General features: G+C 63.5%; 10 protein-coding genes. 7 read left to right on the forward strand and 3 right to left on the reverse strand.

The annotated features are described in order from the left end of the window. Positions 1–55 precede the first annotated feature (55 nt). Positions 56–2,518, forward strand: coding sequence for a TonB-dependent siderophore receptor (locus GYK42_RS16810; protein ID WP_166448413.1), 2,463 nt, complete (start codon positions 56–58; stop codon positions 2,516–2,518). A gap of 15 nt (positions 2,519–2,533) precedes the next feature. On the opposite strand, the gene GYK42_RS16815 is transcribed toward GYK42_RS16810, so the two are convergent. Together GYK42_RS16815 and GYK42_RS16820 are read right to left on the reverse strand one after the other, a co-directional pair. Further along, a complete protein-coding gene (locus tag GYK42_RS16815; protein WP_166448414.1) occupies positions 2,534–2,911 on the reverse strand; it encodes a SirB2 family protein in 378 nt (125 codons plus the stop codon). A gap of 87 nt (positions 2,912–2,998) precedes the next feature. Further along, positions 2,999–3,445 (reverse strand): GNAT family N-acetyltransferase, encoded by a 447-nt coding sequence (locus GYK42_RS16820; protein ID WP_166448415.1) that lies wholly within the window; start codon positions 3,443–3,445, stop codon positions 2,999–3,001. Positions 3,446–3,670: 225 nt separating this feature from the next. On the opposite strand from GYK42_RS16820, the gene GYK42_RS16825 reads away from it, so the two are divergent. The 3 genes from GYK42_RS16825 to GYK42_RS16835 all read left to right on the forward strand — a co-directional run bounded on the left by GYK42_RS16825 (position 3,671) and on the right by GYK42_RS16835 (position 7,120). Then, on the forward strand, positions 3,671–4,972 hold the full coding sequence (locus tag GYK42_RS16825; protein ID WP_431190177.1) for an MFS transporter: 1,302 nt from the start codon (positions 3,671–3,673) through the stop codon (positions 4,970–4,972). After that, the gene (locus tag GYK42_RS16830; protein WP_166448416.1) at positions 4,969–6,366 is read left to right on the forward strand and encodes a NarK family nitrate/nitrite MFS transporter; all 1,398 of its coding nucleotides are present in this window, start codon (positions 4,969–4,971) and stop codon (positions 6,364–6,366) included. The genes GYK42_RS16825 and GYK42_RS16830 overlap by 4 nt, the downstream gene beginning before the upstream one ends. Positions 6,367–6,427: 61 nt before the next feature. Then, a complete protein-coding gene (locus GYK42_RS16835) occupies positions 6,428–7,120 on the forward strand; it encodes a carbonic anhydrase (RefSeq protein WP_166448417.1) in 693 nt (230 codons plus the stop codon). A 91-nt stretch (positions 7,121–7,211) separates the two neighbouring features. On the opposite strand, the gene GYK42_RS16840 is transcribed toward GYK42_RS16835, so the two are convergent. Beyond that, a complete protein-coding gene (locus GYK42_RS16840; protein ID WP_092716324.1) occupies positions 7,212–7,583 on the reverse strand; it encodes a ribonucleotide reductase subunit alpha in 372 nt (123 codons plus the stop codon). A 241-nt stretch (positions 7,584–7,824) separates the two neighbouring features. On the opposite strand from GYK42_RS16840, the gene GYK42_RS16845 reads away from it, so the two are divergent. The 3 genes from GYK42_RS16845 to narJ are packed head-to-tail and all read left to right on the forward strand — an operon-like array spanning position 7,825 to position 13,753. Continuing rightward, positions 7,825–11,523, forward strand: coding sequence for a nitrate reductase subunit alpha (locus tag GYK42_RS16845; RefSeq protein WP_166448418.1), 3,699 nt, complete (start codon positions 7,825–7,827; stop codon positions 11,521–11,523). 1 nt (position 11,524) lies between these two features. Then, positions 11,525–13,075 (forward strand): nitrate reductase subunit beta, encoded by a 1,551-nt coding sequence (gene narH, locus GYK42_RS16850; protein WP_046685048.1) that lies wholly within the window; start codon positions 11,525–11,527, stop codon positions 13,073–13,075. Between the two features lie 21 nt (positions 13,076–13,096). Further along, complete coding sequence (gene narJ / locus GYK42_RS16855; RefSeq protein ID WP_166448419.1) at positions 13,097–13,753, forward strand: nitrate reductase molybdenum cofactor assembly chaperone; 657 nt, start codon at positions 13,097–13,099, stop codon at positions 13,751–13,753. Positions 13,754–13,775: the final 22 nt, after the last annotated feature.

Raw genomic sequence — 13,775 nt, forward strand, 5'->3', positions numbered from 1 at the left:
TTCTCGCGTGACATAGCGAGTGAACCCTTCATTCACTTCCAGGAAAACAGTCCGCATGCCCAGCACAACACCTATTTACACCTCTTCCGCTTCCCGTACATGCCGCCACAGCGTGGCCGCGCTGGCCGTCGGCCACGCCCTGTGGCTGCTCGCCGCCAGCGGCGCCTCGGCTGCCGCGCCCCTTGCCCAGGCCGCCAATGCGGCGCGCATCGCGCTGGCGATACCAGCCGGCAGCCTGGAACAGGTGCTGGTGCGCTTTGGCCAGGAGACGGGCACCATGATCTCCTACCAGGCCGCCACCGTGGCCGGCAAGCGCAGCGCCGGCCTGACGGGCAGCTACAGCGTGCCTGCGGCGCTGGGCGCCATCGTCGCCGGCTCGGGCTTGCGCGCCGTGCCGCAGGCAAATGGCGGCTATGTGCTCGACGTGGCAGCGGCCGATGGCGGCCAGACCATGCCCGAGATGAAGGTCAGCGCCAGCGCCGAAGCGAACGGCGCGACGGAAGGCAGTGGCTCGTATACGACGCAGAGCATGCGTTCGGCCACGCGCCTGGGCCTGTCCGTGCGCGAGACGCCGCAAGCCGTCAGCGTGGTCACGCGCCAGCAGATGGATGACCAGAACCTGCAAACGGTGGAAGAGGTGCTGCAAAACGCGACCGGCGTGGCCATCAACCGCTACGACAGCGACCGTACCTCGTTCTTCGCGCGCGGCTTTTCCATCGCCAGCTACCAGTACGACGGCATCCCCACCATGGTCGACAATGCCTACAACGTGGGTGACAGTACGCTGGACATGACAGCCTACGACCGGGTCGAGGTCGTGCGCGGCGCCACGGGCCTGCTGACGGGCGCCGGCGAGCCGTCGGCCACCATCAACCTGGTGCGCAAGCGCGCGTCATCGAAGCAGCTGGCCGGAAATGCGGCCCTGAGCCTGGGTTCCTGGAACAATGCGCGCGCCAGCGCCGACCTCTCCACGCCATTGAGCAGCGACGGCAAGGTGCGTGGCCGTCTCGTGGTCAGCTACCAGGACAGCGAATCGTATGTGAACCTGTATCACGCCAAGAAGGCCATGGCCTACGCCACCGTCGAAGCGGACCTGGCGCCCGGCAGCGTGCTGATCGCCGGCTATGAATACCAGGACAACCGCCCGCGCGGCGGCATGTATGGCGGCTTGCCGCTGTGGCATGCGGATGGCGAGCGCGCCACGTTTTCCCGTTCCACCACCACGGCCGCCACCTGGAGCCGCTGGTTCAGCACCAGCCAGACGGCTTTCCTGCGCCTGGAGCAAGAACTGGGCAAGGGCTGGAATCTGACGGCCATGCTGAATCACGGGTGGGGCGATTACTCGGCGGCCGAAACCTTCGCCTACACCTGGGCGGACAAGGCCACGGGGCAGGGCGTGACGGGTAGCCCCGGTTTTTACTCGGGCACGCGACGCCAGGACAGCGTCGACGCGTATGTGCAGGGTCCCGTGCAGCTGCTGGGGCGCGCACACGACCTGGCGTTCGGCGTCTCGGGCAGCAACCAGTTCGCCAGCAATCCGGGCATTTCGGGTGGCAGCGTCGATTACGGCAATTTCCATCAATGGCAGGGCATGGCGCTGGAGCCTGACTGGAACAACCCTGACTTTTACCGCTGGAAGCTGCTCGACACGGTGCAGCAGCGCGGCATCTATGGCACGGCGCGTTTTTCGCTGGCCGATCCGCTCAAGTTGATCCTCGGCGCGCGCTACAGCCGCTACAAGGCGGACCACGTCGATGACTGGGGCGGCAGCTACGCCTATGCCAAGCATGCCGTCACGCCGTATGCGGGCCTGGTGTGGGATATCGACGCGCGGCATGCGCTGTACACCAGCTACAGCAAGATCTTCAAGCCGCAGGGTAATCAGGACCGGTTCGGCCGCTACCTCGATCCCGTGCAGGGCAAGAATGTGGAAGTGGGCGTGAAGGGCGAGTATTTCGGCGGCAAGCTCAATGCGGCGCTGGCCGTGTTCCGCATCGCGCAAGATGGCCTGGCGCAGGAAGACACGGGCCATTTTGTCGGCAGTTCGCTGACGCAGGCGTATTACGCGGCGGCCGGCTCCACCAGCAAGGGCGTGGAACTGGACGTCTCGGGCGAGCTGGCGCAGGGCTGGAATCTGTCGGCCAGTCTGTCGCATGCGGCGGCCGACGACAACAAGGGCGCGCGCCTGAACAGCTATGTGCCACAGACCCTGGCGCGCGTGTTTTCCACGTACCAGCTGCCTGGCGGCTGGCGCGCGATGTCGCTGGGCGGCGGCGTGAACTGGCAGAGCGGCGCCTACCGCGATGCCACGGGACCGAAGGGCGTCGACAGGGTGGAGCAGGGCGGTTACGCCGTGGCCAGCCTGATGGCAAAATACGCGCTGTCGCGCCAGCTGTCCCTGCAGGCGAACGTCAACAACCTGTTCGACAAGCATTACTACAGCCAGCTTGGCATGTACAACCAGGGTTACTGGGGCGCGCCGCGCAACGCCAGCGTGACCCTGCGCTACATCTTTTGATGCAGTTACTTGGTACTACAGCGGCCAGGCCTGCTTGGTGACGGCCACGGCAACGATGTAGGCAAATACCAGCACGGCGAGCGCGAAGGCTGTACCGCGCACTGCCGGCGTCTTGCCACGTTTCAGGGCGATGGTGCCCAGCACGATGTAGGCGACCAGCGCGCACAGCTTGGCGGCCAGCCAGGGCTGGCTGCCCGGCGACTGGCCGCTCCACACGGCCAGGGTGATGGCGCTGGCCAGCAAGGCCGTGTCGACCAGGTGCGGCAGGATTTTTACCCAGCGCTGCTGCAAGGCGGGCGAGGCGCGCAGCATCCATGCGCCGCGCAAGAGGAAAAGAAAGCCGCTGGCGGCGGCGCAACCCATGTGGAAATGCTTGAGGCTCAGATAGTCCATGCGTGATGTGGTGGGCGTTGATTGACGGTGGCGCCAGCATAGCCGCCTTTGGCGCGCCGCGCCATACACCGTCGGGAGGAGACGGGCCTAAGGCAGGAATTTGACGTACACGAGTTCCGGGTCTCCCTCGTCGAGATGGTCGATCTGCCCGCTGCGCACGAAACCCGCGCTGGCGAACAGCCGTTGCGCGGCCAGGTTGGACTGGTTCGTCGACGTGAAAAGCTTCGCCGTCGTGCACGCGGCTTCGGCTGCCGCCAGCAGGCGCACACCCACGCCGCGCCGCTGCTGCCCGGCAGCGACCATCACCAGCGAGACAAAGCCGTAATCGAAGAAATCGTCGTGCGTGAGGACATAGCCGGCCACCTGGCCGGCACGCATCGCCACCTGGCAATGGCCTTTGCCGACGGCGGTGCGCACGGCCTCGCCCCGGCTGGCGTGCGCCTGCGCATAGGCATCGCAGGCCAGCATGGCCTCCACATCGCTTGGCAGCGCCGCACGCGTGATGATCCCGTCTGTTTCGTCTCTGTTCCGCATGCCGCTCCTTTTCTCCAGGCGCCGAGTGTGCCAAAAATGCGTCCGTTTGTAAAACACCCGCCATCCAGGCTAGGTTGATACCCCGCCATCTAGTCACTTTTGCCGATGCGGCTATCCAGATTGCCTTCCCAGAATCACCCTGTGGCCGATAGTGCCTTTCGACTCTGCCACGTAAGCTGGTCGGGACGGCTGGCCAGACGGCCAGTGCATTCATGGAGAAACATCGTGGCTACCCTAGATGGCACTAAGAACAACAGTAGTAACAAGGCAGTCGAACCCGGCAAGCGGCGCAAGCAGGCGTCCGTGCTGATCAGCAGCACCTTCGCCTTCACCATCTGCTTCGCGGTATGGATGATGTTTGCCGTACTGGGCATCCCCATCAAGACCAGCCTGGGCTTGACTGAAACACAATTCGGCCTGCTGGCCGCCATGCCCGTGCTGACGGGCTCTCTCGTGCGCGTGCCCTTGGGCATCTGGACGGACAAATACGGCGGACGCCGCGTCTTCTTCTGGCTGATGCTGGCCAGCGTGCTGCCGATCTACCTGATCTCCTACGCCACCGCCTACTGGCACTTCCTCGTGCTGGGCATGTTCGTGGGCCTGGCGGGCGGCTCGTTTTCGGTCGGCACGCCCTACGTGGCGCGCTGGTATGAAAAGGAGCGCCGCGGCCTGGCGATGGGTATCTTCGGCGCCGGCAATTCCGGTTCCGCGCTGACCAAGTTCGTCGCGCCCGGCATCGTCGCCGCCTTCGGCTGGCAGATGCTGCCCAAGGTGTATGCGGTAGCCATGCTGGCCACGGCCATCATCTTCTGGCTGTTTTCGTACACGGACAAATCGCATCTGGCGCCATCGGGCGAAAGCTTCAGCGCACAGATGAAGGTGCTGAAGGACCCGCGCGTGTGGCGCTACTGCCAGTACTACTCGGTGGTGTTTGGCGGCTACGTGGCGCTGGCGCTGTGGATGACGAAGTACTACGTGGCCGAATATGGCTTCGACCTGAAGCACGCGGCGCTGCTGGCCGCCTGCTTCTCGCTGCCGGGCGGCGTGCTGCGCGCCATGGGCGGCTGGATCTCCGACAAATACGGTGCGGCGAAAGTCACCTGGGCCGTGATGTGGGTGTGCTGGGTGTGCTTCTTCCTGCTGTCGTATCCGCAAACACAGATGGTCGTGGAAACCGTCACCGGTCCGCTGGCCTTCCATATCGGCCTGTCGCCGCTGTGGTTCACCGTGCTGCTGTTCATCGTCGGTATCGCCATGGCCGTGGGCAAGGCGTCCGTCTTCAAGTTCATCGGAGATGACTTTTCCGACAACATCGGCGCCGTTTCGGGCGTGGTCGGCCTGGCCGGCGGCCTCGGTGGCTTCATCCTGCCCGTGATGTTCGGCGCCCTGGTGGACTTCACGGGCGTGCGTTCGAGCTCCTTCATGCTCCTGTACGGCACCGTCTGCGTCTCCCTCGTCTGGATGTATTTCTCGTTCAAGCCGCTGCGCGCGGCACCTACCAATCAACCTGCAGGAGCAAAAGCATGAGCCGCTACATGATCAATACGTGGGAGCCGGAAACCCCGAGCTTCTGGCAAAACACGGGCAAGGCCACGGCCGCGCGCAATCTGTGGATATCCATTCCCGCGCTGCTGCTGGCGTTCGCCGTGTGGATGGTGTGGAGCGTGGTGGTGGTCAACCTGCCCAACATCGGTTTTACCTACAGTAACAACCAGCTGTTCTGGCTGACGGCCTTGCCGGGCCTGTCCGGCGCCACCTTGCGCATCTTTTATTCGTTCATGGTGCCGATCTTCGGCGGGCGCCGCTGGACGGCCATTTCCACGGGTTCCCTGCTGATTCCCGCCATCGGCATCGGCCTGGCCGTGCAGGATGTGAACACCGGTTATCCGACCATGCTGATCCTGGCCTTGCTGTGCGGCTTCGGCGGCGGCAATTTCGCCTCGTCGATGGCCAACATCAGCTTTTTCTACCCGAAGGCCAGCAAGGGTTTCGCGCTGGGCATGAATGCGGGCCTGGGCAACCTGGGCGTGTCGGTGGTGCAGTTCGTCGTGCCGCTGGTAATCACGTTTGCCGTTTTCGGCGCTTGGGGCGGCGATTCGCTCACCTGGGTGAAAAATGGCGTGAGCAAGGAGATGTGGCTGCAAAACGCGGGCTTCATCTGGGTGCCGTTCATCGCGCTGTCGACCTTGCTGGCCTGGTTCGGCATGAATGACCTGGCTTCGGCCAAGGCCTCGTTTTCCGAGCAGGCCGTGATCTTCAAGCGCAAGCATAACTGGCTCATGTGCTGGCTGTACACGGGCACTTTCGGCTCCTTCATCGGCTATTCTGCCGCGTTTCCACTGCTGATCAAGATCCAGTTCCCCGACGTCAATCCGCTCGATTACGCCTTCCTGGGACCATTGGTCGGCGCGCTGGCGCGCGTGGCCGGCGGCGTGATTTCCGATAAATTGGGCGGCGCCCGCGTTACCCTGTGGTCCTTCCTGCTGATGATCGGTGCCGTGCTGGGCGTGCTGTACTTCATGCCGCAAGCGGGCGAAGGTGTGCACACTGCGGGAAGCTTCAGCGGCTTCTTCTGGATGTTCATGCTGCTGTTCGCCGGCACGGGCATCGGCAACGCGTCGACCTTCCGCATGATTCCCGTGATCTTTTTGACGGAACACCAGCGCGCGGCCGCCGGCAAGGGCAAGGCGGTACAGGAGCAAGCCATCGTCGACGCCAACAAGGAAGGCGCTGCCGTCCTGGGCTTCACGTCGGCCGTGGCGGCCTACGGCGCCTTCTTCATCCCGAAAAGCTATGGCACTTCGATTGCGCTGACGGGCAGCCCCGACGCGGCCCTGTGGTGCTTCATCGGCTTTTACGTCAGCTGCATCGCGATCACCTGGTGGTGCTATGCGCGCAAGAATGCGCCGATGCCTTGCTAGTTAGCGTCAGAACGCCGGGCGAGTCCTGCTTGCCCGGTGTCGAACACAGTAAGAGGTAGTCATGGAAGAACTGGAAAAATTCGTCAACGGCTTCAGCCTGTTTCAGCAGCAGTACTTCAGCGAGCCGCAAACCCTGTACGACAGCCTGCGCGACGGGCAGCGGCCCTCGACCTTGCTGATCGGCTGCTGCGATTCACGGGTCGATCCCATGCTGCTGACGGGCAGCGACCCGGGCGACATGTTCGTCGTGCGCAATATCGCCAACCTGGTGCCGCCGTGCACGCCCGATGCGCCGCCCGGCGTCAGCTCGGCCATCGAGTTCGCCGTCTGCAAGCTCGAAGTGGCCAGGGTCATCGTGCTCGGACATGCGCGCTGCGGCGGCATCCGCGCGCTGCTGGAACCGCAGCCGCGCGCGGAGGGTCAGGAAACGGACTTCGTGGGCCAGTGGATGCGCATCGCCGAACCGGTGGCGCAGCGCGTGCGGCGCGAACTGGCGCACCGCTCGTCGGCGGAACAGCACCACGCGTGCGAGCTGGCCAGCATATTGCAGTCGCTGGACAACCTGCTCACTTACCCGTGGCTCAAGCGCCGGGTGGAGCAGGGGGCGTTGAAACTGCATGGATGGTATTTCGACATCGACAGCGGGGCGCTGATGGCGTATTCCGCGCGCCAGCAGCAGTTTTTGCCGCTGGTCTGTCCAATAGAAAGGGCGCGTCATTTGCATGAGCGCCCTTGGCCGGATGCAGGCAAGTAGCTTGGATTAGCGTAGCGTAATCCAACAAGGCGCCGTCAACAATGTGTCGGATTACGCGTGGCGCCGCCCCGCTAATCCGACCTACGTTACTTCAACTGAACCGCAATAAATCCCCGCTGCGGTCAAACGCCAGCAGGCTGTCGATGCGGCCTTGCTCGATGGCCGTCACCATGGCGCGCAGGGGCGCCTCGCATTCCTGTGCCGCGGGTGGTTGGCCCTCGCGACCCGCCAGTCCCGCCACGAAGACCACGTCCCAGTGCGTCTGCATCTGTTTCGACTCCTCCTTCAACGTCTCGAAGCTGTCCAGTTCCTCGGGCAGCTTGTCGGCGCACATCACGGGCGTAAGCGACTTGCCCTGGCCGCCGGGCTGGGCCTGCGCCTGGGTAAAGGTGAACAGCAGGCGTTGCGGCTGCTCCTGGTTGCGGGCGCTGCGCAGCAGGCTGGCGTAATCGGTAATGCTCATTTTTTTCTCCTGATTGAACGATGGCGACAGGTATACCGCAGCTCCGCCTTGCCGCCCATAGGCAATAGTGACTATCCGGGTGACTACGCGCCTATGCATTCCTGGTGCCGGAAACCGACTTCTTGCCAATACCGCCGGGCGCGGCGCGTCGATAGACTGTTTGTATCGACGCTTGAGCCATCCTGCTTGCAGCGTTTTTTAAGACCTGGCGCCGCTGTCGGCGGCGCAATGTGGAGGTAGCATGAGTCACTTTCTGGACCGCCTGAAATTTTTTAGCAAGCCCGCCGAGCCGTTTTCAAACGGCCATGGCACCGTGGTCGATGAAGACCGTACCTGGGAGAACGCCTACCGCCAGCGCTGGCAGCACGACAAGATCGTGCGCTCCACGCATGGCGTGAACTGTACCGGCTCGTGCAGCTGGAAGGTGTATGTCAAGAATGGCCTGATCACCTGGGAAACCCAGCAAACCGATTACCCGCGCACGCGGCCCGACCTGCCCAACCACGAGCCGCGCGGCTGCCCGCGCGGCGCCAGCTATTCCTGGTACGTGTATTCGGCGCAGCGCGTGAAATACCCGATGGTGCGCGGCCGCCTGATGGAAATGTGGCGCGAAGCGCGCAAGACCATGGACCCCGTCACGGCCTGGGACTGGATCAGCCAGGACCCCGTGCGCTCGCAGCAGTACAAATCCATCCGCGGCCTGGGCGGCTTCGTGCGCGCCACGTGGGAAGAATCGAATGAAATCATCGCCGCCGCGAATGCGCTGACGATCAAGAAATACGGCCCGGACCGCATCGTCGGCTTCTCGCCGATTCCCGCCATGTCCATGGTCAGCTATGCCTCCGGCACGCGCTACCTGTCGCTGATCGGCGGCGTGGCCCTGAGCTTCTACGACTGGTACTGCGACTTGCCGCCAGCCAGCCCGCAAGTGTGGGGCGAACAGACGGACGTGCCGGAATCGGCCGACTGGTACAACTCGACCTATCTGATGGTGTGGGGCTCGAACGTGCCGATGACGCGCACGCCGGACGCCCACTTCTACACGGAAGTGCGCTACAAGGGCACGAAAACCGTGGCCATCTCGCCCGACTACGGCGAAATGGTGAAGTTCGGCGACATCTGGCTGGCGCCGAAGCAGGGCACGGACGCCGCGCTGGCGCTGGCCATGGGCCACGTCATCCTCAAGGAATTCCACTCGGAAGGCCAGAGCGCCTACTTCCGCGACTATGCGCGCCAGTACACGGACTTCCCCATGCTGGTCCTGCTCAAGGAGCATAACGGCACCCTCGTGCCCGACTACTTCCTGCGCGCCTCGCACCTGGACAATAACCTCGACGAAACCAACAATCCGGAATGGAAGACCCTCGTCATCGATGAAACGACGGGTGCGATCACGGCGCCGGCCGGCTCCATCGGCTTCCGCTGGGGTGAGTCGGGCAAGTGGAACCTGGAACAGAAGGCAGGCGGCAGCGGCGCGCCCATCGTGCCGATGCTTTCCATGATCAACGACAGCGACGCCGTCACGGAAGTGGGCTTCGCCTATTTCGGCGGCAAGGACGCGTCCGACATGTTGCTGCGCAAGGTGCCGGTGAAAACCATCCGCCTGGCCGACGGCACGACGGGCCTCGTCACCACGGTGTTCGACCTGACCCTGGCCAACTACGGCATCGACCGTGGCCTCGGTGGCGAGAACGTGGCCGAGAGCTATGACGACGACGTGCCGTACACCCCCGCGTGGCAAGAGAAGCACACTGGCGTGAAACGCGCCGACGTCATCACCGTGGCGCGCCAGTTCGCGGAAAACGCGGACCAGACGCGCGGCAAGAGCATGGTCATCGTGGGCGCCGGCCTGAATCACTGGTACCACATGGACATGACCTACCGCGGCATCATCAACATGCTGATGATGTGCGGCTGTATCGGCCAGTCGGGCGGCGGCTGGGCCCATTACGTGGGCCAGGAAAAACTGCGTCCGCAAACGGGCTGGACGCCTTTGGCCTTCGCCCAGGACTGGGTACGTCCGATGCGCCAGATGAACGGCACTTCGTTCTTCTATGCCCACACGAGCCAGTGGCGCCATGAAAAGCTGGAAACGGGCGACATCGCTTCGCCATCGGCGGCCGGCGGCACGGGCGACCTGACCCTGCTCGACTACAACGCCAAGGCCGAGCGCATGGGCTGGCTGCCATCGGCGCCGCAGCTGCAAACCAATCCGCTGGAAGTGGCCAAGGCCGCTGCCGCCGCGGGCCAGAAGCCGGCCGCATATGCGCTCGACCAGATCAAGGCGGGCCAGCTGCAGTTTTCGTGCGACGACCCGGACAACCCGGCCAACTTCCCGCGCAATATGTTCGTGTGGCGCTCGAATATCCTCGGCAGCTCGGGCAAGGGCCACGAGTACTTCCTGAAATACCTGCTCGGCACGCAGAATGGTTTACTCAGCGATGAAGAAGACTGCCTCACGCCGAAACAGGTGAAAGTGCGCCCGGCCGCCGAAGGCAAGCTCGATCTGCTGGTGGTGCTGGACTTCCGCATGTCGACCACGTGTTTGTATGGCGATGTAGTGCTGCCGACGGCCACCTGGTATGAAAAAGACGATCTGAACACGTCGGACATGCATCCGTTCATCCATCCGCTGTCGGAAGCCGTGCAGCCGCTGTGGCAATCGAAGTCGGACTGGGAAATCTACAAGGGCATCGCCGAGAAATTCTCGGAAATCGGCGGCGAGCTGCTGGGTACCCAGCAAGACATCATCCTCACGCCGCTGATGCATGACACGCCCGGTGAACTGGGCCAGCCTTTCGATCCCAAGGATTGGCGCGCCGGCGAATGCGAAGCGATTCCCGGCAAGACCATGCCGAACATGACGGTGGTAGAGCGCAATTACCGCGACGTCTACAAGAAGTTCACCTCGATCGGCCCGCTGCTGGAAACCATCGGCAACGGCGGCAAGGGTATTTCCTGGAAAACCGGGCATGAAGTAGACGTCCTGCGCGGCATCAACCGCACGGTGCTGGACGAAGGCGTGTCCAAGGGCCAGCCGCGGTTGGACACGGCCATCGATGCGGCCGAGATGATTTTGTCGCTGGCGCCGGAAACGAATGGCCACGTGGCCGTGAAAGCCTGGGCCGCGCTGACGTCCATCACGGGAAGGGACCACACGCACCTGGCGCTGCCGCGCGAGCATGACAGCATCCGCTTCCGCGACGTGCAGGCGCAGCCGCGCAAGATCATTTCCTCGCCCACCTGGTCGGGCCTGGAAAGCGAAGAAGTCAGCTACACGGCCGGCTATACCAACGTGCATGAACTGATCCCTTGGCGCACCCTGACCGGCCGCCAGCAGTTCTACCAGGATCACCGATGGATGCGCGATTTCGGCGAGGGACTGTGCGTCTACAAACCGGCCATCAACACGAAGACGACGGAAGCGCTGCTGGGCACCAAGCCGAACGGCAACAAGGAACTGGCGCTGAACTTTTTGACGCCGCACCAGAAGTGGGGCATCCACTCCACGTATTCGGACAACCTGCGCATGCTGACATTGTCGCGCGGCGGACCGCACGTGTGGCTGTCGGAGACGGACGCGCAAGCTGCCGGCATCGTCGACAACGACTGGATCGAAGTCTTCAACGTCAATGGCAGCCTGACGGCGCGCGCCATCGTCAGCCAGCGCATCCCGGCCGGCATGACGATGATGTACCACGCCCAGGAAAAGATTATCAACGTGCCCGGCGCGGAGATGACGGGCAAGCGGGGCGGCATCCATAACTCGGTGACGCGGGCCGTGCCCAAGCCGACGCACATGATCGGCGGCTACGCCCAGCTGGCGTACGGCTTCAATTACTACGGCACGGTGGGCTCCAACCGCGATGAATTCGTATTGGTGCGCAAGATGAACAAGGTCGACTGGCTCGAAGGCCCGTTGCAGGAACAAGGAGCATAGTATGAAAATCAGAGCGCAAATCGGCATGGTGCTGAACCTGGACAAGTGCATCGGCTGCCACACCTGTTCCGTCACCTGCAAGAACGTATGGACCAGCCGCGACGGCGTCGAGTACGCATGGTTCAACAACGTGGAAACCAAGCCCGGCATCGGCTATCCGAAGCAGTGGGAAAACCAGGACAAGTGGAACGGCGGCTGGCGCCGCACGGATGCAGGCAAGATCGAGCCGCGCCAGGGCAGCCGTTTGAAGATCCTCGCGAATATCTTCGCCAACCCGAACCTGCCCGCCATCGACGAGTACTACGAGCCGTTCACCTATGACTACGAGCACCTGCAAAGCGCGCCGCTGTCGCAGACGCCGCCGACGGCCCGTCCGATCTCCGTGCTGACGGGGAAAAAGATGGAAAAAATCGAGTGGGGTCCGAACTGGGAAGATGACCTGGGCGGCGAGTTTGCCCAGCGCAGCAAGGATAAGCTGTTCGACAACATGCAGAAGGAGATGTACGGCACGTTCGAAAACACCTTCATGATGTATCTGCCGCGCCTGTGCGAGCATTGCCTCAATCCGACGTGCGTGGCGTCCTGCCCATCGGGCTCCGTGTACAAGCGCGAAGACGACGGCATCGTGCTGATCGACCAGGACAAGTGCCGCGGCTGGCGCATGTGCATCTCCGGTTGCCCGTACAAGAAGATCTACTACAACTGGTCGTCCGGCAAGGCGGAGAAGTGCACGTTCTGCTTCCCCCGCATCGAAGCGGGCCAGCCTACCGTGTGCTCGGAAACGTGCGTGGGCCGTATCCGCTACCTGGGCGTGCTGCTGTACGACGCCGACAAGATCGAGGCTGCCGCCTCCGTGCCGCAAGAGCAGGACCTGTACCAGGCGCAGCTCGACCTGTTCCTCGACCCGCACGACCCGGCCATCATTGCCGAGGCGCGCCGCCAGGGCATCCCCGACCTTTGGCTGGAAGCGGCCGTCAAGTCGCCCGTCTACAAGATGGCCGTCGAGTGGAAAGTGGCGTTCCCGCTGCATCCCGAATACCGCACCTTGCCGATGGTGTGGTACGTGCCGCCTTTGTCGCCGATCCAGGCGGCTGCGGAATCGGGCAAGCTGGGCGTGAACGGCATGCTGCCAGACACCCAAAGCCTGCGCATTCCCGTGCAGTACCTGGCCAATCTGCTGACGGCCGGCGACCAGCCGCCCATCGTCTCGGCGTTGGACCGCATGCTGGCCATGCGTGCCTACATGCGCAGCAAGACGGTGGAAAAGGTGGAAAACCTCACGGTCCTGAAACAGGTGGGCTTGAGCAAGGCGCAGGTGGAGGACATGTACCACATCATGGCCATCGCCAATTACGAAGACCGCTTCGTCATCCCCAGCAGCCACAAGGAAATGGCCGAGGACAGCTTCAACGAGAAGGGTTCGTGCGGCTTCAGCTTCGGCAACGGCTGCTCGGACGGCACCAGCGAACCGACCTTGTTCGGCAAGAAAAAACACGGTTCGGCCATCTTCATGCAGATGCCGAAGTCGCGCAAAACGGCGCCAGGCGCTTAAGGATCTGATATGGAACACGCTATGCATCACTACCAAATCCTCTCGCGCCTGCTGCTGTATCCGGAGCCCGAGCTGATCGCCCACCTGCCGCAGCTGGACGCCGCGCTGGCGGCCGTGCCGGAGCAGCACGCCTTTATGTACCCCTTGCTGCGGCCCTTGCTGGCGCACCTGGAAAGCAGCAGCCTGATCGACCTGCAGCAGCAGTACGTGGCCACGTTCGACCGCAACCCCTCGCACTCGCTGCATCTGTTTGAGCATATCCACGGCGAATCGCGCGACCGGGGCCAGGCGATGGTCGACCTGATGGAGGAATACAAGCGTCACGGCCTGCAGATGGTGGGCGACGACTTGCCCGACTTCGTGCCGCTGTTCCTGGAATTTCTCGCGCAGCTCGACGAGGAAGTCTCGGCACCGCTGCTGGGCGACGCCGTCCACGTGCTGGCGCACATCGGCCGCAAACTGACCGCCAACGGCAGCCCGTATGCACCCGTCTTCACCTTGCTCGAACGCCTGAGCCCCGTGGCGGCGGAAATGCTGGCCGAACCGCCGGTGCGCGACATGGATGAAGCGCTGGAAACCTTCGGTCCCGGTGCGGACGGCGTCGAGCCCTTGCTGCGCCAAGCGCCGGGCGGCGTCCATCCCGTGCATTTTCACCCGCAGCCGCGGCGCGCCGCTTGAAGCGCGTCCGCATGAGGAGAGT

It is taken from the genome of Janthinobacterium lividum, from assembly GCF_011601275.1.
Lineage (GTDB): Bacteria > Pseudomonadota > Gammaproteobacteria > Burkholderiales > Burkholderiaceae_D > Janthinobacterium > Janthinobacterium lividum_E.

Excerpts from the sequence above, each read along its gene's own strand:
- GYK42_RS16810 (WP_166448413.1), top strand. The coding sequence starts at position 56 with ATGCCCAGCACAACACCTATTTACACCTCTTCCGCTTCCCGTACATGC.
- GYK42_RS16815 (WP_166448414.1), bottom strand. The coding sequence starts at position 2,911 with ATGGACTATCTGAGCCTCAAGCATTTCCACATGGGTTGCGCCGCCGCC.
- GYK42_RS16820 (WP_166448415.1), bottom strand. The coding sequence starts at position 3,445 with ATGCGGAACAGAGACGAAACAGACGGGATCATCACGCGTGCGGCGCTG.
- GYK42_RS16830 (WP_166448416.1), top strand. The coding sequence starts at position 4,969 with ATGAGCCGCTACATGATCAATACGTGGGAGCCGGAAACCCCGAGCTTC.
- GYK42_RS16835 (WP_166448417.1), top strand. The coding sequence starts at position 6,428 with ATGGAAGAACTGGAAAAATTCGTCAACGGCTTCAGCCTGTTTCAGCAG.
- GYK42_RS16840 (WP_092716324.1), bottom strand. The coding sequence starts at position 7,583 with ATGAGCATTACCGATTACGCCAGCCTGCTGCGCAGCGCCCGCAACCAG.
- GYK42_RS16845 (WP_166448418.1), top strand. The coding sequence starts at position 7,825 with ATGAGTCACTTTCTGGACCGCCTGAAATTTTTTAGCAAGCCCGCCGAG.
- narH (WP_046685048.1), top strand. The coding sequence starts at position 11,525 with ATGAAAATCAGAGCGCAAATCGGCATGGTGCTGAACCTGGACAAGTGC.
- narJ (WP_166448419.1), top strand. The coding sequence starts at position 13,097 with ATGCATCACTACCAAATCCTCTCGCGCCTGCTGCTGTATCCGGAGCCC.